Below are 20,050 nucleotides of genomic sequence, written 5' to 3' on the forward strand. Positions count from 1 at the left end.
GGCCCTGTTCTCATGCATCCACCCGGCCAAGATCACCCGACCAGGCACCTTGTTCGACCAGAACCGTCCTCATGATCGATAGGAATACGGCTTCTTACGGCCGGTGCCCCGTCATCCGCGCCGCCGACGCGATCGTCGCCCGTGCCTCGCGCTCGGTCAGGCCGCTGTTGAGGGCCGCCTCGACCAAGGGGGCGACGAGGGCGGGGCCGATGCCGTTCTCGTAGGCGCGGCAGGCCGCCCAGAACAGGCGGGTGTTGCGCTGGCCCTCGTGCGCGGCGAGGACGAACTGGACCAGCCCCTGGCCTTGGTCGCCGGCCGAGGGATGCGTCGAGGGATGGGTGGGGCGCGGCGGCGGGAGGAGGAGGCGCAGGAGGGCGGGTGGGCAGGCGGCGGGGGCGAGGTGGGCGGTGCCGGGAGCCGTGCCGTAGACGCCGTGGTCGGTGCGGGAGCCGGGGCCGACGAGGTAGCCGCCGGCGCCGCGGATGTCGATGCCGGGGGCGAGGCGGCCTGCCGAGTTGGGGACGGCGACGTCCGGCGGGCCGGTGAGCCAGAGGTGGCGGCCGCCGCTGGGGGTGAGGACGACGACCGTCTCGGGGATCGTGAAGAGGTGGCGCAGGGCCAGTTCGCGCAGGGCTGCCGAGGAGTCCGTACCGGATTTCGTGTCGAGGTCGACGCCGATCAGGTGGTGGGGCGGAAGGCCGCATGCGATGCCGTAGCCGGTGGCCCAGGGGGCCGCGGCGAACAGTTCGCGGATGCGTGCCGGGTCGGTCGATGCGTCGTACACCCCGTGTCCCAGGCGGCCGCACTCGCCGTGGCAGGGCTGGGGTTCGGGGTCGTCGCGGTGGGGGGAGCGCAGGGCCGGGAGTTTCGTCCGGGACAGGGGGATGACGGCCAGTCCGCGCTCGGCGGCTGACAGGGCGTGTGCGAGGGCCAGCGTCGTGGCCTGCCGGTCGGTGGTGGCCATGCCTCTATTTTCGTACGCACGTTCGAAAAAGGGAAGAGGGATCGGGCGCGACGCGCCGGGGCGGACAGGTTGGCCGGAAAAGTGCCGGACCGCTTTACCCCTTGCGGCGCTTGGGGTTGAGGCGTCCGTACTGTCCTGACCTGGGGCTTGGAAGTCGCGATAGGGGTTTATCGACTTGTCGTAGCACTTGAGGAGGAATCGTGCCTTCCGGGGTGGTTCGCCGGGGATTCGGTGGGCAACTCTGATCTCGCGACGTCGTGCACAGCATCGAGGTGGTCGGCCAACTGCCTTGGTATCAGCCGTACTTCACGTTGGTGTTCTGGAGGAACAAACATGGCAAGCATCCGTACCGCCCGCGTCATCGCCGCCGTCTCCGCCCTTCCGCTGGCAGCCGCGCTGTTCACCGGGGTCGCGGCGGCGGACAACGGCGCCATCGCGGACAACGGATCGAACGCGGGTGTCGCGAGCGTCGTCGGCAGCGGTGTCGGGCTCGACAACAACGGCAACTCGTCGACCACGCAGCAGAACGCGGTCGGCTCCGGCGCCTCGAACCAGAGCAACACCGCCCAGGTCAAGGGCTCCGCGTTCACGGCCGTCAACCAGGGGAACAAGAACGTGGCCATCAACTTCACCGAGCTGTGGTGAGCCGACGCCCCTGACTCAAGGGGGCGGGGTGTGCTCTATGGGGTGTGACGCGTCTGCGCGGCGGTACTTCGGTGCCGCCGCGCAGGCGTTTTCGCGTGCGGGCCGCCGACCTTGACAGTGGACTTTATCTGACGGACAGTCAGAAACTCTGGCGGGGAACGAGGGAACCCGCTCGGCGGCCGCGGTGTACCAGAAGTGTCAGTGCGATGAGGGAGACGCCAAGGGGGCGACGTTGAGCGAGGACGAGCTGGGGGCACGGCTGAAGGCCTACGAGGGGCGGCGCGCCGCCGTTTCCGGCAGAGGCAGGGATCCCGTCAACACGCCCATGATCCGGCACTGGTGCGAGGCAATGGGAGACACCAATCCGGCCTATGCGGGCCCCGAGGCCACAGCTCCTCCCACCATGCTCCAGGCATGGACCATGGGCGGCCTCTCCGGCCACGAGGGACGCACGGGGGACTACGACGAACTGCTCGCCCTGCTCGACGAGTCGGGCTGCACCTCGGTCGTCGCCACCGACTGCGAGCAGGAGTACGTGCGACCGCTGCGCCCCGGGGACGAGATCACCTTCGACACGGTGATCGAGTCGGTGTCGGAGCGGAAGACGACGAAGCTGGGCACGGGGTACTTCGTCACGACACGGACGGACGTCCGGGCGGGCCAGGCTCTCGCGGGCACGCACCGCTTCCGCATCCTCAAGTACGCCCCCGCAGGACGTAGGAAGCGGGAGCAGCAGGCCCAACGCCCGCGCCCCGTCGTCAACCGTGACAACGCCGGCTTCTGGGAAGGAGTCGAGCAACACCGACTGCTCATCCAGCGCTGCACCCACTGCGCGACCCTCCGCTTCCCCTGGCTGCCGGGCTGCAACAGCTGCGGTGGCCCGGACTGGGACACGGTCGAGGCGAGCGGCGAGGGGACGGTGTACTCGTACGTCGTCATGCACCACCCGCCCTTCCCGGCCTTCTCCCCTCCTTACGCGGTCGCCCTCATAGAACTCGCCGAGGGCGTGCGGATGATCAGCGACGTGGTCGGAGTGCCGTACGACAAGGTGCGCATCGGTCTGCCCGTGCGGCTCGAATTCCAGGTGTACGACGAGGAGTTGGTGCTGCCGGTGTTCCGCGCCCGGGAGGAGGAGGCCGTATGAGGGCCGGTGAGAGGTTGCCACCGCTGGAGATCCCGATCACCCGCACCCTGATAGTCGCCGGCGCCATCGCCTCCCGCGACTACCAGGACGTGCACCACGACGCCGAGCTGGCCCGCCAGAAAGGCTCCCCGGACATCTTCATGAACATCCTGACGACGAACGGCCTGGTCGGCCGCTACATCACCGACCACTTCGGCCCTACGGCGGTGCTCCGCAAGGTCGCCATACGGCTGGGGGCGCCCAACTACCCGGGGGACACGATGGTGTTGACGGGCACGGTCGAGGGGGTGGACGGCGATACGGCGACGGTCCGGGTGGTGGGCGCGAACGGCATCGGCAGTCACGTCACGGGCACGGTGACGGTCACCGTCCCCTCGGAAGGCCCCGGGGGTGCCGGATGAGCGTCCGCACCCGGGACGGCCTCGGCGGGCGGGCCGCGGTCGTCGGCATCGGGGCCACCGAGTTCTCCAAGGATTCGGGGCGCAGCGAACTGCGGCTGGCCGCGGAGGCGGTGCGGGCCGCGCTGGACGACGCCGGTCTGACGCCGGGCGATGTGGACGGGCTGGTCACGTTCACGATGGACACCAGCCCGGAGATCACCGTGGCCCAGGCCTGCGGGATCGGCGAACTGTCCTTCTTCTCCCGCATCCACTACGGCGGCGGCGCGGCCTGCGCGACCGTCCAGCAGGCGGCGCTCGCAGTGGCGACAGGGATCGCGGAGGTCGTGGTCTGCTACCGGGCGTTCAACGAGAGGTCGGGCCGACGCTTCGGCTCCGGGGTGCAGCACCGGGAGCCGTCGGCTGAGGGCGCGGCACTCGGCTGGTCGCTGCCGTTCGGGCTGCTGACGCCGGCCTCATGGGTGGCGATGGCGGCCCAGCGGTATCTGCACACCTATGGCCTGACCCCGGAGGCGTTCGGGCGTGTGGCGGTGGTCGACCGGAAGTACGCGGCGACGAACCCGGCGGCATACTTCCACGGCCGCCCGATCACCCTCGCCGATCACGCGGCCTCGCGCTGGATCGTCGAGCCGCTCAGACTCCTGGACTGCTGCCAGGAGACCGACGGCGGCCAGGCGATCGTCGTCACATCGGTGGAGCGGGCCCGCGACCTGCCCCACCCGCCCGCCGTCATAGCGGCGGCGGCCCAGGGCGCGGGCCGGGGGCAGGAGCAGATGACGAGCTTCTACCGCGACGACCTGACCGGACTGCCGGAGATGGCCGTGGTCGCCGGCCAGCTGTGGCGCACCTCCGGGCTGACGCCGGCCGACATTGACGTGGCGATCCTGTACGACCACTTCACGCCGTTCGTGCTGATGCAGCTGGAGGAGTTCGGGTTCTGCGGGAAAGGGGAGGCGGCGGACTTCGTGGCCGGGGAGTCGTTGCCGATCAATACGCACGGAGGGCAGCTCGGGGAGGCGTACATCCATGGGATGAACGGGATCGCAGAGGGGGTACGACAGCTGCGCGGGACGGCTGTGAACCGAATACCGGGGGCGGGACGGGTCCTGGTCACCGCAGGAACCGGCGTCCCCACATCCGGCCTGGTCCTGACCGCGGACGGCTGAGCGGCCGGGTCCGAGGGCCGGGTGGCAGGGCGACCCCCAGGGGTCATCCCGCAGTACCCCCGAGCCGCTCGTCCACCTACAGGAGGTGCAGCTACCTCCACCCCTACAACCTGAGGCGGACTCGGCTTCGGGACCTGCGGCCGATGAGCCGGAGGTACCCCCGCTCATAGCGTGGAGCCATGACCACACCCGTCTGCACCAGCGCTTCGACCGCTGCCGAGCCAGCGGCGCTGACCCTCTCGTATCCGTCGTTCGCGTCGTACGTGAGGGCCCGGCAGCCGGTGCTGCTGCGTACCGCCCGGTCGCTGACAGCGAACCCGAGCGACGCGGAGGACCTGCTGCAGACCGCACTCACCAAGACGTATGTCGCCTGGGAGCGGATCGAGGACCACCGTGCGCTCGACGGCTATGTGCGCCGGGCGCTGCTGAACACGCGTACGTCGCAGTGGCGCAAGCGCAGGGTCGACGAGTTCATGTGCGAGGAGCTGCCCGAGCCGGAGCCCGTGCGCGGCGGGGACGACCCGGCCGAACAGCAGGCGCTGCACGACGCGATGTGGCGAGCGATCATGAAGCTGCCGGCCCGGCAGCGGGCGATGGTCGTCCTCAGGTATTACGAGGACCTCAGCGAGGTCCAGACGGCCGAGGTGCTCGGCGTGTCGGTGGGCACGGTGAAGTCGGCGGTGTCGCGTGCGCTGGGCAAGTTGCGCGAGGATCCTGAGCTGGGGCTTGTGCGGTAATGCGGCTGCCTGGTGCCTGTCGGGGGCCGGCCTGGTGGCTATTGGGGGCCGACTTGATGCGATCGATCATCGGCACCTAGTGACATACCGCGCGGTATGTGCGCAGAATCAGCGCAGCCCTTACCGCCTCGTAGGCAATGTCGCCCCGGGAGGACGCCGTGCTGAGCACGATGCAGGACGTACCGCTGCTGATCTCGAGGATCCTGACCCACGGGTCGACGGTCCACGGAACATCGCAGGTGACCACCTGGACCGGTGAGGGGGAGCCGCACCGCCGTTCCTTCGCCGAGATCGGAGCCCGCGCGGCCCAGCTCGCGCACGCCCTGCGCGAAGAGCTCGGGGTCGTGGACGCCGACCGGGTGGCGACCCTCGCCTGGAACAACGCCGAGCATGTCGAGGCCTACTTCGCGATCCCCTCCATGGGCGCGGTGCTGCACACGCTCAACCTCCGCCTTCCGGCCGAGCAGTTGGTGTGGATCGTCAACCACGCGGCCGACAAGGTCGTCATCGTCAACGGCTCGCTGCTGCCGCTGCTCGCCCCGCTGCTGCCGAAGCTGCCCACGATCGAGCACGTCGTCGTCACCGGCCCCGGCGATCGTTCCCTCCTCGAGGGCGTACGCCCCCGGGTGCACGAGTACGAGCAGCTGATCGCGGGCCGGCCGACCACCTACGACTGGCCGGAGCTGGACGAACGCCAGGCCGCCGCCATGTGCTACACCTCCGGCACCACGGGCGACCCCAAGGGCGTGGTGTACAGCCACCGTTCGATCTATCTGCATTCCATGCAGGTCAACATGGCCCAGTCGATGGGCCTGACCGACCAGGACACCTCGCTCGTCGTGGTGCCCCAGTTCCACGTCAACGCCTGGGGCCTGCCGCACGCCACCTTCATGACCGGCGTCAACCTGCTGATGCCGGACCGCTTCCTGCAGCCGGCCCCGCTCGCCGAGATGATCGAGAGCGAGAAGCCCACCCATGCGGCTGCCGTCCCGACCATCTGGCAGGGCCTGCTCGCCGAGCTGACCGCCAAGCCGCGCGACGTCTCCTCCCTCACCCAGGTCACCATCGGCGGCTCGGCCTGTCCGCCCTCCCTCATGGAGGCCTTCGACAAGCTGGGCATGCGGGTCTGTCACGCCTGGGGCATGACGGAGACCTCCCCGCTCGGCACGGTCGCCCGCCCGCCGGCCCACGCGGTCGGTACGGAGGAGGAGTTCGCGTACCGCCTGACCCAGGGCCGTTTCCCGGCCGGCGTCGAGGCCCGCCTCAGCGGCCCCGGCGGCGAGCGCCTCCCCTGGGACGGCGAGTCCGCCGGCGAGCTGGAGGTCCGGGGCAACTGGATCGCGGGCGCCTACTACAACGGCCCCGACGCCGAACCCCTGCGCCCGGCCGACAAGTTCAGCGAGGACGGCTGGCTGAAGACGGGAGACGTCGGGACGATCTCTCCCGAGGGCTTCCTCACCCTCACCGACCGGGCCAAGGACGTCATCAAGTCGGGCGGCGAGTGGATCTCCTCCGTCGACCTCGAGAACGCCCTGATGTCCCACCCGGACGTCGCCGAGGCCGCCGTGGTCGCCGTCCCCGACGAGAAGTGGGGCGAACGCCCGCTGGCCACGGTCGTGTTGAAGGAGGGCTCCACGGCCGACTTCGAGACCCTGCGCGCCTTCCTCGCCGACGAGGGCCACATCGCCAAGTGGCAGCTCCCGGAGCGCTGGACGATCATCGAGGCGGTGCCGAAGACGAGCGTGGGCAAGTTCGACAAGAAGGTGCTGCGCAGGCGTTACGCCGAGGGGGAGCTGGACGTCACCAAGCTCTGAGAGACAGCCCTGAGGCCGCCGGACGGCCTCGGGTCCGCCGGAGACGGTTTCGGGCCCGCACGGATGACCTCGGGTCCGACGAGCGATCCCGGTTCGCCGGACGGCCTCGGGCCCGCCGTGCGATCCCGGCCCGCCGTACGACGGACTTCACCGTCGTACGGCGGTCGTCCCCCAGCCCAGCACCAGCCACAGCCCCGCCACCGCGCACACCCCGCCCCAGCCCCAGTGGCCGAAGGCGAGGCCGGCCAGGGCCGAGGCGCTGGCGCCGCCGGCGAAGCCTGCGACGACGTAGGCGCTGTTGGCGGTGGCCGGGGTGGAGGTCGTGGTGAGGGCGAGGGTCTGGTTGGCGACGTGGGAGGCGACGAGGGCCGCGTGGATGGCGATCGCGGCGACGAACAGGGCCGCGAGCGCCTGCCCGCCCCACCAGAACAGCGGCACGGAGACGGCGGCGAGCACATACGCGGACCGTACGACCTTGGCGGCGCCGAAGCGGTCGACCATTCCGCCCGCCAGGGGCGCCACCGCGCTCGCCGCGAGCCCGAAGAGACCGAACAGACCGGCGGTCGCGGTGGACAGGCCGTAGGACTTGCCGGTCAGCAGCAGTGCGAGCGAGGTCCACAGGGCGCTCCAGGCGCCGTACATGCCCGCCTGACGCACGCACGCGCGCCACAGGTCGGGCGAGTGGCGCACGACGGACGGCATGGCGGCGAGGCCCGAGAAGAGCGAACCCTGGCGGCGGCGGGTCTCCGCGGGGAGCACCAGCGCGGTCGCGAGGCCCAGGACGGCGGTCAGCGCCGCCGCACCCACGAAGGCCGTCCGCCAGCCGAAGGCCTGGCCGACCAGGCCGCCGAGCACGCGAGCGGCCACGATGCCGGTGAACAGGCCGGAGATGACGGCGGCGACATGGCGGGCCCGGCGGTCGGCGGGGGCGCGGGCGGCGACCAGCGGGACGAGGAGCTGGGGGACCACCGTGGCCGCGGAGGCGACCAGCACGGCGGCCGCGAGTGCGGTGGTCCCGGCGGCCGTGGCGCCGACGACCAGGGCCGCGGCGGTGACCAGCGACAGGACGGCGACCAGGCGGCGTCGGTTCACGCTGTCGCCGAGCGGGGCGAAGAAGAGCAGCCCGGCGGCGTAGCCGAACTGCGCGACCGAGGCGATCCAGGCGACCGCCGAGGGGGTCGAGCCGAAGTCGTGGGCGATGAGGGGCAGCAGCGGCGCCGCGAGGTAGATGTTGGCGGCCGTGACGGCGGTGCACAGGGCGATGAGGGGGAGGAGAAGGCGGGACGTGCCTGCCGACTCCGGGGCGGCGGTCCGGACCGGTTGGGCTGCGGTTGCTGACGGCATGAGCGGACGGACTCCTTCGAGCCGGCTTCGAGGCGACTCTAACAACTAACTGGTTGGTTGGAAGGAGAACACCGTGCACCGCCTGCCGATTCCCTGTCAACCAAATAGTTGGTTACCGGGGCCGGAGCGGTACCCTGCCCCCATGGCAGTCAGAGACCCCGAGGCCACCAAGGCCCGGATCTTCGAGGCGGCGGTCGCCGAGTTCGCCCGTCATGGCATCGCCGGGGCGCGCATCGACCGCATCGCGGCCGCGGCCAAGGCCAACAAGCAGCTGATCTATGCCTACTTCGGCAACAAGGCGGACCTGTTCACCCAGGTGCTCGGCAAGTCCATGGTCGACCTCGCCGTCGCCGTCCCCGTCGACCCGGACGACATCGAGGGCTGGATCGACCGCCTGATGGACTACCACGCAGCCCACCCCGAACTGCTGCGCCTCCTCTTCTGGGAGGGCATGGAGTACGGCTTCACCGAGCTCCCCGACGAGGACGAGCGCCAGGAGCACTACCGCCGCAAGGTCGCAGCAGTCCAGGACGGCCAGGACCGGGGCGTCATCACCGACGCGATCCCCGCCCGCGATCTTCTCTTCCTGCTGGTCGCCATCGCCAACTGGTCGACCGTCGTTCCGCAGATGCGCCGCGTCCTGGTGGGCGCGGACGACACCGACACGGACCGCCTGCGCGACTCCATCAAGGAGGCGGCACGCAGGCTCGTCGCGAAGTAGCCCTTCCCGAGGGCTAGTTGGTCCCGATCCGCGACAGCAGGTCCACGATCCGCGCCTGCACCTCGCCGCTCGTGGACCGCTCGGCGAGGAACAGAACGGTCTCGCCGGAGGCCAGCCGCGGCAGATCGGCCTGGTCGACGGCGGCGGTGTAGACGACGAGCGGGGTGCGGTTGAGCTGGCCGTTCGCACGCAGCCAGTCGATGATCCCGGCCTGGCGCCGGTGCACCTGCATCAGGTCCATCACGACCAGGTTGGGCCTGAGCTGCCCCGCCAGCGTCACCGCATCCGCATCACTCGCGGCCCGCGCCACCTGCATCCCGCGCCGCTCCAGCGTCGCGGTCAGCGCCAGCGCGATCTCCGCGTGCTCCTCGATCAGCAGCACGCGCGGCGGGTGCTGCTCGCTGTCCCGCGGTGCCAGTGCCTTCAGGAGTACGGCGGGGTCGGCGCCGTACGCCGCCTCGCGCGTCGCCTGCCCGAGCCCGGCCGTGACCATGACGGGTACTTCGGCGGCAACGGCGGCCTGCCGCAGGGACTGCAGCGCGGTACGGGTGATCGGCCCGGTCAGCGGATCCACGAAGAGCGCAGCCGGGAAGGCCGCGATCTGCGCGTCGACCTCCTCGCGCGAGTGCACGATCACCGGCCGGTAGCCGCGGTCGCTCAGCGCCTGCTGGGTCGTCACATCCGGCGCGGGCCACACCAGCAGCCGCCGCGGGTTGTCGAGCGGCTCCGGCGGCAGCTCGTCGTCCAGCGGCACCGGGCGCGGGGTGTCCGCGATCTCCACGGCGCCACCGGGACCGTCCAGCGGCTCGGGCCCCTCGGCGGCGTTCTCGTCCGGCGCCCCTATGGCGTACGACCGCCCGGTGCCCTCGGTCACCTGCGCGAGCCGGGACTGCCCGGCCAACGACGGCTGCGGCTGGGACTGCGCCGGTACGGAGGCCTGTTCGGCCGCCGGGTGCGGACGGGCCGCCTGCTCCGGGGCCGCGGCGGCGGGCTCGGTCCGCGTACCCAGCTTGCGGCGCCGGCCGGAACCGTTCGGGTTGTGCGGCGCGGGTGTGGCCGACGGCTGCTGAACCTGCGCGGCCTGCCGCGTGAACGGCACCCCCTGGCCCAAGGTCCGCACGCTGATCGCCTGGCCCTGAGTGGAGTTCGGGTCTACGGGGGCGGCCGGTGCGGCGGCTGCTTCGGCGGGGAGGGGCTGGGCGGGGCGCGCCGGTGCCTGTGCCGCGGGGGCCTCCGGGGGGAGAGGGGTGCCGGGGGCCGGGGTGGGCTGACCGGGGGCCGCCTCCACGGGCGCGGCGGGAAGCGGCTGAGCGGCGGCCTGGCCGGTGGCGTTCTGGGCGGGAGCGACCTGTGCGGGAACGGGCGCGGCCTGCTGCACCGGCACCCCCTGTTCAGCAGTCTGTCCGCCGGCCTCCTGCGCCCCCGGCTGCATCACGGCACGGCGACGGCGGCCCGTCGGCGCGCTCGTGGGGTGCGGCTGCGGCGGAGTGTGGTCGCCGGACTGGTCGTGCGGAACGGCATCGTGCCGACCGTCGTCGATCAGAGCGTCACCGGAGGCATCCTGGCCACCCTGCCCGGGAACCTGCGGCTGAACAGGAACCGGAACCGGCGACTGCCCCTGCACAGGTACGGGTGCCTGCGCCTGCGCACCCGCGGCGGGGACCCGGTCCGCCTCCGCCGGAGGCAGCGCGAACACCGAACGGGGGGCCGCCTCCTGCGCGGCTGCGCGGTCGTTCGCGGCGGCCAGGGCACGGCGCCGCCGCCCGGTCGGCTCGGCGTTCTCGGTGGTCGCGGGTACGGCCTGGTCGGCCTGGACCGGCTGTTCGGCCGACGTGGGGCCCGCGGGCAGCGCCGCAGGCAAGGCGCGCTGTTCGCCGCCGTCGCGCCGTGCACGCCGGCCGCCGGGCGCGGGCACACCCTGTGGCGGAACGGTCCCGCCCAGGCCCGTACCGACGGCCGCGGTCCCGGCTCCATGCTCGCCGGCCATCACCACGGCACCCTCGGCGACACCGTCACCGGCACCCTCGGCCGACCGCCCGCGCCGCCGCCCGGTACCACCGGATACCTCCAGGGCACCCGCGGCCGAGGCCGCGGCGGCCGCCGACTCCTCGACCGCACGCCTGCGACGCCGCCCGGTGGGCACGCCGCCCTCCGCGTCACCGGCATCGGCGGAGTCACCGGACTCCCCCGGAACCTCGCTCTCCAGGAACGCGTCGACGGAGGACCGCCGCCCACGCCGCCGCCCGCCACCGGAGGTCTGATCGGAGGCGACACCCTCGTCGGGCTCGGCGCCCGAAGCCTCGACCGGGCCGTCGGCCGCCACGGCCCCGGCCCCACCGCCGATGGGCACCTCCAGCACATACGCGCTACCGCTCATCCCGGGCACTTCGTGCGTCTGCAGCACACCACCATGAGCCCGCACGATCCCGCGCACGATCGGCTCGTGCACCGGGTCTCCCCCGGCATACGGCCCGCGCACCTCGATCCGCACGACCTCACCGCGCTGCGCGGCGGCCACGACGACGGTGTTGTCCATGTAACCGCCCGCCGACACGGGCGCGTTGCCGGTCGCGTCGACACCGGCGACATCCGCGACCAGATGAGCGAGCGCGCTCGCCAGACGCTGCGGGTCGACCTCGGCCTCGATGGGCGGCGCGTGCACGGCGAACTGCACCCGCCCGGGCCCGATCAGCTCCACGGCCCCGTCGACACCGGCGGCGACGACGGCGTCGAGCATGACCTTCGTACGAGTGATCTGCTCGCTCCCGGCGTCGAGCAGCTGATAGCCGAGGACGTTGTCGATGAGGGTGGTGATCCGCGAGTAACCGGCCGACAGGTGATGCAGCACCTGATTGGCCTCGGGCCACAGCTGCCCCGCGTCGTCGGCGGCGAGGGCGGCCAGCTCGCGCCGCAGCTCGTCCAGCGGTCCGCGCAACGACCGCCCCAGCAGCGTCAGCAGCTGATCGTGCCGCCCGGCAAGGGCCTCGTACCGGTCCTTCTCCCGCTCACCGAGCGCGGCATACCGCTCCTCGTTCGCGCCGAGCTCCTCGTCGTGCTGCTCCTGCAGCTCCTCGAGCTCGGTGACGTGCTTCTGGCGCAGGGCGGTGAGCTCGGAGGCCTGCTCCTCCTCGAGCCGCTCGATCTCCTCCGCATGCCGCTTCTCGGCGGCGTCCTTCTCCTCGGCGAGCGCGTCGTACGGCCGCCGGTCGGCGAAGGTCATCACGGCGCCGACGAGCTGGTCCCCGTCGCGCACCGGCGCGGTGGTCAGATCGACGGAGACCTTGTCCCCGCCCTTGGAGAACAGCACCTGCCCGCGCACCCGGTGCTTGCGCCCGGAGCGCAGGGTGTCGGCGAGCGGCGACTCCTCGTACGGGAACGGGGAACCGTCGGCCCGCGAGTGCAGCACGAGCCCGTGCAGTTCCTTGCCGCCGAGATCACTCGCCCGATAACCCAGTATCTGAGCGGCAGCCGGATTGACGAGCACAATCCGCCCGTCCGTATCGGTCCCGACCACACCCTCGGACGCGGCCCGAAGAATCATCTCGGTCTGCCGCTGCGAACGCGCCAGCTCGGCCTCGGTGTCCACGGTCCCGGTCAGGTCGCGTACGACGAGCATCAGCAGCTCGTCGCTGCCGTAGCCGTAACCGTCGTAGGCCTGCTGCCCGTTCTCGAGATTGGCGCTGGTGACCTCGACGGGGAACTCGGCCCCGTCGGTCCGCCGCGCGATCATCCGGGTCGGCTTGGTCCGTCCGGCGGGGTCCATGTGGTCGGGCCGCCGCATGGACCCCGGGATGAGCTTGGAGTCGAACTGCGGAAGCAGGTCGAGCAGTCCCCGACCGACGAGTGCGGTCCCGGGCGCTTCAAAGGCCTCGAGCGCGATCGTGTTCGCGTTGACGACGGTCCCATTGGCGTTGACCAGCACCAACGCATCGGGAAGCGCGTCGAGTATGGCTGCGAGGCGAGCAGCGCCTCGGGATGGCCTGCTGCTCACGAGACGCTTCCTCCCTGTTACCGCACCTTGCCGACCGCTCGGGCCATCTTGCCAACCGGCCCGCGACGTGTCACGCGAGGGAGTCTACGGGCACCGGTTGCGCTCGCGACGCCGGATGAGAGGGAGGTCGCACGACGAGTTGAAGTAGAACGTGTGCCCGCATCCTCTGGCCTGCGAAGGGCTTCGCGAGACCTTCGCTGGACCCTTACGGAGTCCTGGGTTTCCCCCGGGAAAACCTGTGCGAGTCCCTACGGTTGCCCTTGGGGCCGCAGATCGGGCAGCAAGGGCACGAGCCGGTCCCAGCGGCCGATCTGACACCCGTCACTGCGGTCGTACGACGCGTCGACGGGCCGCCCGGCCCACGTCCCGGTGACATGCGCGGTGGCCGGTCCGCCGTACTGCATGGTGCAGACGCTGTCGTCGGGCACGGGCGCGAAGGTGTCCCTGCCCCACCGGGCGACACGGTCGAGCGCCCCGCATGCGCCGCTGACATCGGGATGGTTGCCGCCGTCGGGATGGCAGTAGAGGTCGAACGTCCCGTCCGTACCGTCGCCCGCATGCCGGACGGTGACGGTGAGGTGGTCGCCGGCCCTGTCCTCGTCCTGTACGGGCGGCGGCGCGAGGACGGGGCGGCCGACATCGGCGTGGGCGACGGCGGGCGCGACACAGGCGGCGGCGGTGGCGGCGACGACGAGGAACCGAGCGAACATGACCTGCCTAACGCCCCACCTTCCAGGTCGGCACGGGCGGCACGGTCAGGAAGGACTTTGCCCTGCGGCCTGCCTGCCTAGTACCGTGGGAGCCGATTGGTGACACCACGCTCGACTGTGTCATCATCTGCACGCACCACTCGCGCTCGCGCGGGCGGCTGTGCTGGAGGCGTCGCCTAGTCCGGTCTATGGCGCCGCACTGCTAATGCGGTTTGGGCCTTAAAGCCCATCGAGGGTTCAAATCCCTCCGCCTCCGCGCATGATCACCGAAGCCCCGGTCCGAGCGACCGGGGCTTCGTCGTTCCCAGAGGTGCCTGTAGAGGTGTTTCCGCAGCTCACAAGGGGTGCGGCAAACGGATTTCACATGGCGGCGGCAGTCATGTAATGTTCTTCCTGTCGCCGCGAGCGGGCCGAAAGGACCAGGACCGGCGGGGAACAAAACAAGCACTCGTAGCTTAACGGATAGAGCATCTGACTACGGATCAGAAGGTTGCAGGTTCGAATCCTGCCGAGTGCACACAGCTTAGAGGCCCCGGAGAGATCCGGGGCCTCTTGCGTTTCGGGGGCGTACAGCAGGGTCGATTTTCGCCTCATCCGATCTCGAAAGACCAGGTCAGTGGCGTGACGCGGATTGTCACGAGGGGATCTGTGCCCACGGCCACAGCGAGCGGGATGCGCGAAGGCGCATACTGAGCCATGACTAAGCCTGCGGCACCGAAGCGTCATTTGCCTACCAGCCCCTTCAAGGCCCCGGTCACACCGGCTCCCAAGCACTTCGCCATGGGCGACCAGGTCACACATGACGTGTACGGCCTCGGCCGGGTGGTCGGCATCGAGGACGGAATCGCGGCGCTCGTCGATTTCGGCTCGGCGCAAATGCGGATCTTGAGCCCGTACGCCAAGATGACCAAGCTCTAGGACCGCTGTGCCCGGTCACGGCACGCCAGGCCCCATCGGGGACCTGTAACGAAAGGCAGACCTCTCATCGACCCGACTTCGCTGTTCTCCGCCCTGGAAGGGCAACCCCGCCGTTCCACTGCGGTATCGCCGCCTCCGACGACAAAACCCTTCCAGGCCCCGGACTTTGGAGAAGACGAGAGCTTCTGGTCCGAGGACGCACAGGAGTCCGCCCCACGCACGCGTGCGGCGCGGCCCGACGCCGCCTAGCGAGGCGGGACCCGAAGCCGTACCGGCATCGGAAAGCGTGTTGGCCCAAGGCGCTCTCTCGGCGGGGGAGAGCGTCAGCTGTCCGTCTCCGGTCCCCAGCGTTCCGGCCCCGCTCCGCGCCAGTCGATCCACGGCGCCGCCGCGACCTCGGCAGGGTCGATCTCCAGGCCGGCCCGGCGGAGGAACTCGGCGACGTCGGCCACACTGTGGGCCAGCCCGAGGATCTCGCCGTCCACGCGCACGCGCCGGCCGCCTGTGGGCGACGGCGGATGCACGATCACGCGAATCGGTCCGGACACGCCTTCAGGATCATCCGGTATGTACGGCCCCGCATTCCAGCGCGTCATTCGAGGACCCTCAGTGTCCGGACGGCAGAGCGAAGCGTCGCGCTGAAGCCGTGGGCGGATCCGGTGATGAAGCCACTCAGCTCACGTCCCGATCCGAACGTCGTCCCAGGGCACGCAGTTGCCACCACTCCGCGGCACTCGGCCGCCGTTGCCGCCAGTAGGGGTGGAAGAACAGCTGAGCCGACAGCCGGTACAGATGTCGGCGCAACTCGGTACGCCCGGGCTGCACTGCAAGCTGCCGGTAGGTGGCGCTCCACTCCTGCTGCGCCCGGGCGAGGTCGGCGGGAATCGGTCGCATGCATGAATTCAAGCACGTGTTCGATTTATGAGTCCATCGAGGAGGAGGACGTCGCCTGTGGCGTGGTGTCTGAGTGCTTCAGTTGGCCACTGAGCGTCTCAGTTGGCCGCCCTGGCGTCCTAGCCGTTGATCAACATCTGACGGACTCCGCCCACGTCCAACCGCCACGAGTGGCTTCTCGGAGTCCTGATCAAGTGCGTGCCGCAGGGGATTCGGGTCCCAGGCCGGCCTGAGGATCTCCGGCCATGTGGTCGTGGCGGGCGCGCGCGTGGCGGATGTCGTCGCGGTGTGCCACAGCCCATATGGTCGTCCACTTCTACGACGAGCTGTTCCGGCACGGCGACCTCACCGTCATCGACATCTTCCGGGTCCGGGACGGCAAGGTCGTCGGGCACTGGGACGTCATCCAGCCGGTCCCGGAGAAGTCCGCCAACGACAACACCATGTTCTAGCCGTGGTTGCACGGTTCGCAGGCGTCGATTGGGCTCCGGGTGACCGTCAGGCCCCGGGGCGACCGTCAGTCTCTTTCATTTTTGCGGGACTCGGCAGTGCAGGGTCACCACGATGCGTTGTCGGAGCCCGGTGACAGGGTGCGCCCATGGACACGCTCTCCGAGCTCCCCGAAGCGCAGTCACCGGACAAGCCGTCATCGCCCACTACCGACTGGGTGACGGTCAGTACGGCTCGGCCGTGCTGTACGCCTACGGGGCGGACGCCGAAGCGCTCTTCAAGGTCATGGAGCCGACCCTTCGCGGCCTGCTGTTCAGGTCGGCGTACGTCGTGCTGCGACCGGGGAGCCGAGAGGCGGAGTCCTGAGTGGAACTGTGAGCTGTGACGCGAGTGTGCACAGGTGAGAGGCCCCGGAAAGATCCGGGGCCTCTTGCGTTTCAGGGGGCGGTGGCCCGTGGGCGGAGACAGCGCTCGGCGCCCGGAGCTGTGCTCCGGGCGCCGAGACCCAAGTCGGTCAGCTACGTGACGCGATCAGTGGCCACCTAGTCGCAGGTACTGGAGCCGACGTGGTTGTTCTGGCCGCCCGCGTTGCCCTCGCCGTTAAGCGCATTGCCCAGCAGGCCGTTGAGCAACCCGACCTGGCCGAGGACGTCGACGTTCAGGTCGTGGGACCTGCACCCTCCGCCTTCATGCATGAGGTTCGCGGGCTGGGCGGTGGCGGTGCCGGTGGCTATGAAGGTGAAGCTACCGAGGATGGCGGCCGCGACAGCGGCCTTGTGAAGCTTGCGCATGACTCCTCCTTGGGTGAATGGAGCGCACATCAAAGATCCACTAGGCGCTCATTTGGGAGGCTAATCCGATATGTCCCCCCGCGCTCTTCGGAGCTGGCATAAGGGGTCAATTACGCGCAACCGGGCGAACCGGGCATCGTTCCTCCGGTCGCGTAGCAGGCCCGAATCCTGTTGATTTCACACGCATTTGAGGCCCCAACGGATTCCAGGGCCTCGTGTTTTTCGTGATCTGACACCGACACAGATGGGCGGACACATCTGGACGAGTTCAAGCGGCGGCCGCCAGGCGGTGGAAGGCCTGAGTGGTGCGGGGGTGGGCGATCTCGTTCAGCAGGTGCCGCCGCTCGGGGTCGGCGAGGACCGGGTGTGCCAGGTCCCGGGCGGCGAGCAGCGGGGCGAGGTCGTTCTCGTGGAGGTGCTCCTCGGTCAGGTCGTCCATGGTGGTGCTCGTCCGGGAGGGCAGGAGCGGCTTCATGGCGGTTTCCTTGAGTGTGTTCAGGCGGGCGTAGTACGGCTCGTAGACCTCGCAGGCGCGGGCCTCCGCGTCCGACAGGGCGGCTACGCGGACCTGGTGTCGGTCCGCCGGGTCGGGACGGCGGGTGACGTAGCTGGCGCGTTCCAGGCGGTTGAGGGTTCCGGTGACCGCGCCCGTGGTGATGTGGGCGCGGGCTGCCAGGCCACCGGTCGTGAGCAGGTTCTCGCCGGCCTCGATGGCGTAGGCGAAGCAGGTCAGGTCGGTGACGTTCAGGTCGGAGCCTGCGGCTGCCGAGCCGGGGGCTGAGCTGGGGCGGGTTGCCTCGGGGTGGGAAGAATCGATACCTCTGACACCGGTCTACGCGCTGCCACAGCCCGGAGCAGCGAGAGCAGGCCCAAAGTCGCAAGAGCTGGTTGCGGCTTCGGACCCCCGCGTACGGTATCCCCTTCCCGCCGCGCCAGGCCGTTGTCAGTGCCCCCTCTTACTCTCGTGAGCGATGGCACAGTCATGGAAATGCACGGGACTGCGGTGGTCGGGGGACGGCCCCGTGCTGGTGTGGGACGGCGGGCGGGTGAGCTCGCTGCCGTGGGGGAAACGGGTGGCCTTCGGGGTCGCGGACGGGGGTGTGCGGACATGTGTGGGCGCGCGTGGACATGCGTGTCCGGTACGGGCGGTCGTGCCGGGGCGGAGTACGGGGGCGCGGTGCGAGGAGTGTGCGCGGCTGGACCGGGCGCACTCGGTGGCCGCCGACACGATCGCGGACGACCCGCGGCCGTACCACGTGTATCTGGCGTGGTTCGGGCCCGGCATGGTCAAGGTCGGGATCACGGCCGAGGAGCGAGGCTCCGCACGGCTGCTTGAGCAGGGTGCGGTGTGCTTCAGCTGGCTGGGGGTGGGGCCGCTGATGGCGGCGCGGCGCACCGAGGAGTTGCTGCGGGCCGCGCTCCAGGTGCCGGACCGGATTCCGTACGCCGAGAAGCGGGCAGTGCGGTCCGGGTTGCCGGTGGCGGAGGCGGAGCGGGCGGCAGAGGTCGAGGAGTTGCACGGGCGGGCGCTCGCACTTGACGGCTGGCCGGAGTCACTCGCCCGTGAGCCCTGCCAACCGGTCGATCACGCCGAGGTGTTCGGGCTCGCCGACCTGCCGGCCGCCGTCGGCGAGGTGACCGAGCTTGTCGCGGGCGGGGCGGTGAGCGGGCGGTTGGTTGCGGCGGCCGGGCCGGATCTGCATCTGGTGGCCGGGCGTGGCGTCGTTGTGCTGGATACGCGGTTGATGCGGGGGTGGGAGTTGCTTCCTGTCGAGGGACCTGTAGGAGAGGGCGAACTCACCCTTCCGATAAAGGAGTTCAAGCGTGGACCCAGCGCGCAGGACGGCTTGTTCTGAGTGTCGGTCGAACCTGGACGGGCCGGCGTGCGGCGCCTCGGCCATGCGGTTCAGGTTGGGAGCCGGTCAGTAAGGCGGAGGAAGGCTGTCCAGACCCCTGGCGTGACCTGGAGCATTGGCCCGTCCGCGTCCTTGGAGTCTCGGACGGCGACGGTGCCGGGGATGTTGCGGGCGACTTTGTGTTGTGACGTGCGGCGTCGGCCTCGCTGAAGCTTGACGTTGGGCAGACGAGACGCCTCGACCAGGTGCGCCAGTTGTACGCGCATGACCTCACGGCCGCCCACCAACTGACGCAACGCCCCCTCGCCCACAACGGCCCACAGGCCGAGCGGATTGCCTCGATCGTCGCGCCGCCTTCTACGGGGAGCTCGGCTCCCTGTCCGACTTTGGTGGCTTCGAGGCATTCCTCAACCACTGGTGGACCCAGGCACTCGCCGACTCGGCCCCTGATGAGGATGCGCGCGAGCAGGCGATCGACTTCGCTGATGTGGCGGTGTCCCTGCATGTGCGAGCCACTGGCGGACCGACGTCCCGCCAGGCTGAGATCGACGCAATCGTCACCGGAGCGGAAGCCTCTTGAGCCACACGATCATCCGGGAGAGGTCGGCCTCCGAAGTGGCGACCGCCCTGGTGAGGGCCCTGCTGGTGCTGACGAACCACGAAGTATCCCGCTGGCCGACGATCTTCACCGAAGTCATCCGCCCGCCGCCGGCCCGAGCATCCCGAACCCCGCGCACACCAGACCCGTGGCCTGCAACTTCACGATGCACACTGCCCAGTGCTACGACGTGCCATCGCAGGGCGTGCCGCCGCGGTCGCCCTGTCTGGTTGGCCACCGGGACAGCGCCCGACACCCAACGGGGCCGCTACGACCATGGTGCGGGCGCGGCCCCCGCGTTGGGGCTCGGCTCGGTCATCCGTGTCCCGCCAAGCCGGACCGGCCGCGGGATCGTTGAATCAGGCTACTTCGAAGGCCGCTGGCCACGAGCGGCAACCAACGTTTCAACAACCAAGATGAGTAGTGAATTGGCAAACCCGACAAACCTCTGGGCTACTCCGGCAGTAGCAGGCTGCCTCCTGGATCTGGGTCTATGGCGAGGCCGACACCGACCGCGGCATATTCGTAGAGTGAGTGTTACGCGTTAGGGAGACAGAGGAGGAAATGACAGGCATAAAGCCCTCCTCCTCTGCCTGCCCCTATCTCACGCGGGGATAGGTGTCATGCGCACTGGTTGCCTACGCCGTCGCAGTCGCCATCATCCCCGCCGTGGTAATAGGCGATCGGGCTGGACTGGACCGTTGTGGTCTTCGTGGCGGTGTGAAGGACTGACGGCGCGGCCATCGCGGATCCGGCCGTGGCTGCGAGAGCGAAGCCAAGGGCGGCGCCGATCGCGATTATTCGTGACATGGATATCTCCAAGCGTGTTTGGTGTGTTGCTTCTTGTCCACCACTCTGCATACTCCTGCGGCAGGTTTCATCTCGGGTGCGGCCAATCGTGTGACCCCC

Annotated in this window: 19 protein-coding genes, 2 tRNA genes and 1 pseudogene; 13 read left to right on the forward strand and 9 right to left on the reverse strand. The window is 70.1% G+C overall.

The window, feature by feature from the left end:
* Positions 1–94 precede the first annotated feature (94 nt).
* Positions 95–964, reverse strand: a complete 870-nt coding sequence (locus tag ACFY10_RS48665) for a bifunctional DNA primase/polymerase (protein WP_390671850.1) — start codon at positions 962–964, stop codon at positions 95–97.
* Between the two features lie 333 nt (positions 965–1,297).
* Here ACFY10_RS48665 and ACFY10_RS48670 point away from each other — a divergent pair, with 333 nt between their 5' ends.
* From ACFY10_RS48670 to ACFY10_RS48695, 6 genes are all read left to right on the forward strand, one after another.
* Entirely contained in the window at positions 1,298–1,609 is a 312-nt protein-coding gene (locus tag ACFY10_RS48670; protein WP_390671851.1) for a hypothetical protein, read from the forward strand.
* A gap of 232 nt (positions 1,610–1,841) precedes the next feature.
* Positions 1,842–2,753 (forward strand): bifunctional MaoC family dehydratase N-terminal/OB-fold nucleic acid binding domain-containing protein, encoded by a 912-nt coding sequence (locus ACFY10_RS48675; protein WP_390671852.1) that lies wholly within the window; start codon positions 1,842–1,844, stop codon positions 2,751–2,753.
* Positions 2,750–3,154: a MaoC family dehydratase gene (locus ACFY10_RS48680; protein WP_390671853.1), complete on the forward strand. Its 405-nt coding sequence runs from the start codon at positions 2,750–2,752 to the stop codon at positions 3,152–3,154. Before ACFY10_RS48675 ends, ACFY10_RS48680 begins: the two co-directional genes overlap by 4 nt.
* Positions 3,151–4,317, forward strand: coding sequence for a lipid-transfer protein (locus tag ACFY10_RS48685; protein ID WP_390671854.1), 1,167 nt, complete (start codon positions 3,151–3,153; stop codon positions 4,315–4,317). Before ACFY10_RS48680 ends, ACFY10_RS48685 begins: the two co-directional genes overlap by 4 nt.
* 179 nt (positions 4,318–4,496) lie before the next feature.
* Positions 4,497–5,054, forward strand: coding sequence for a SigE family RNA polymerase sigma factor (locus ACFY10_RS48690; RefSeq protein WP_390671855.1), 558 nt, complete (start codon positions 4,497–4,499; stop codon positions 5,052–5,054).
* A 137-nt stretch (positions 5,055–5,191) separates the two neighbouring features.
* Positions 5,192–6,868, forward strand: coding sequence for a long-chain fatty acid--CoA ligase (locus ACFY10_RS48695; protein WP_390671856.1), 1,677 nt, complete (start codon positions 5,192–5,194; stop codon positions 6,866–6,868).
* A 147-nt stretch (positions 6,869–7,015) separates the two neighbouring features.
* Here ACFY10_RS48695 and ACFY10_RS48700 read toward each other — a convergent pair whose 3' ends face one another.
* Positions 7,016–8,212, reverse strand: coding sequence for an MFS transporter (locus tag ACFY10_RS48700; RefSeq protein WP_390671857.1), 1,197 nt, complete (start codon positions 8,210–8,212; stop codon positions 7,016–7,018).
* Positions 8,213–8,354: 142 nt separating this feature from the next.
* Here ACFY10_RS48700 and ACFY10_RS48705 point away from each other — a divergent pair, with 142 nt between their 5' ends.
* A complete protein-coding gene (locus ACFY10_RS48705) occupies positions 8,355–8,933 on the forward strand; it encodes a TetR family transcriptional regulator (RefSeq protein ID WP_390671858.1) in 579 nt (192 codons plus the stop codon).
* A 13-nt stretch (positions 8,934–8,946) separates the two neighbouring features.
* Here the strand turns inward: ACFY10_RS48705 and ACFY10_RS48710 are convergent, their stop codons facing one another.
* Positions 8,947–12,924, reverse strand: coding sequence for a PAS domain-containing protein (locus ACFY10_RS48710; RefSeq protein WP_390671859.1), 3,978 nt, complete (start codon positions 12,922–12,924; stop codon positions 8,947–8,949).
* Between the two features lie 248 nt (positions 12,925–13,172).
* Positions 13,173–13,634, reverse strand: coding sequence for an SSI family serine proteinase inhibitor (locus tag ACFY10_RS48715; protein WP_390671860.1), 462 nt, complete (start codon positions 13,632–13,634; stop codon positions 13,173–13,175).
* Positions 13,635–13,799: 165 nt separating this feature from the next.
* Here ACFY10_RS48715 and ACFY10_RS48720 point away from each other — a divergent pair.
* The 3 genes from ACFY10_RS48720 to ACFY10_RS48730 all read left to right on the forward strand — a co-directional run bounded on the left by ACFY10_RS48720 (position 13,800) and on the right by ACFY10_RS48730 (position 14,552).
* Positions 13,800–13,890: transfer RNA gene (locus ACFY10_RS48720), tRNA-Ser, on the forward strand.
* A 188-nt stretch (positions 13,891–14,078) separates the two neighbouring features.
* Positions 14,079–14,151, forward strand: a tRNA-Arg gene (locus tag ACFY10_RS48725).
* A gap of 179 nt (positions 14,152–14,330) precedes the next feature.
* The gene (locus ACFY10_RS48730; RefSeq protein ID WP_385518259.1) at positions 14,331–14,552 is read left to right on the forward strand and encodes a hypothetical protein; all 222 of its coding nucleotides are present in this window, start codon (positions 14,331–14,333) and stop codon (positions 14,550–14,552) included.
* Positions 14,553–14,875: 323 nt separating this feature from the next.
* On the opposite strand, the gene ACFY10_RS48735 is transcribed toward ACFY10_RS48730, so the two are convergent.
* Positions 14,876–15,100, reverse strand: coding sequence for a hypothetical protein (locus tag ACFY10_RS48735; protein WP_390671861.1), 225 nt, complete (start codon positions 15,098–15,100; stop codon positions 14,876–14,878).
* A gap of 124 nt (positions 15,101–15,224) precedes the next feature.
* A complete protein-coding gene (locus ACFY10_RS48740; protein WP_390671862.1) occupies positions 15,225–15,446 on the reverse strand; it encodes a hypothetical protein in 222 nt (73 codons plus the stop codon).
* A 350-nt stretch (positions 15,447–15,796) separates the two neighbouring features.
* Here ACFY10_RS48740 and ACFY10_RS48745 point away from each other — a divergent pair.
* Both ACFY10_RS48745 and ACFY10_RS48750 read left to right on the forward strand, forming a co-directional pair.
* Positions 15,797–15,898: pseudogene (locus tag ACFY10_RS48745) on the forward strand (SnoaL-like polyketide cyclase); the annotation flags it as partial.
* Between the two features lie 238 nt (positions 15,899–16,136).
* Positions 16,137–16,262, forward strand: coding sequence for a hypothetical protein (locus ACFY10_RS48750; RefSeq protein WP_390671863.1), 126 nt, complete (start codon positions 16,137–16,139; stop codon positions 16,260–16,262).
* Between the two features lie 176 nt (positions 16,263–16,438).
* On the opposite strand, the gene ACFY10_RS48755 is transcribed toward ACFY10_RS48750, so the two are convergent.
* Entirely contained in the window at positions 16,439–16,687 is a 249-nt protein-coding gene (locus ACFY10_RS48755) for a hypothetical protein (RefSeq protein ID WP_390671864.1), read from the reverse strand.
* Positions 16,688–16,955: 268 nt separating this feature from the next.
* On the reverse strand, positions 16,956–17,435 hold the full coding sequence (locus ACFY10_RS48760; RefSeq protein WP_390671956.1) for a MarR family transcriptional regulator: 480 nt from the start codon (positions 17,433–17,435) through the stop codon (positions 16,956–16,958).
* Positions 17,436–17,658: 223 nt separating this feature from the next.
* Here ACFY10_RS48760 and ACFY10_RS48765 point away from each other — a divergent pair, with 223 nt between their 5' ends.
* Positions 17,659–18,543, forward strand: coding sequence for a DUF2797 domain-containing protein (locus ACFY10_RS48765; RefSeq protein WP_390671865.1), 885 nt, complete (start codon positions 17,659–17,661; stop codon positions 18,541–18,543).
* A 50-nt stretch (positions 18,544–18,593) separates the two neighbouring features.
* Here the strand turns inward: ACFY10_RS48765 and ACFY10_RS48770 are convergent, their stop codons facing one another.
* On the reverse strand, positions 18,594–18,947 hold the full coding sequence (locus ACFY10_RS48770) for a Scr1 family TA system antitoxin-like transcriptional regulator (protein ID WP_390671866.1): 354 nt from the start codon (positions 18,945–18,947) through the stop codon (positions 18,594–18,596).
* Positions 18,948–20,050: the final 1,103 nt, after the last annotated feature.

Source organism: Streptomyces sp. NPDC001401 (assembly GCF_042895385.1).
Lineage (GTDB): Bacteria > Actinomycetota > Actinomycetes > Streptomycetales > Streptomycetaceae > Streptomyces.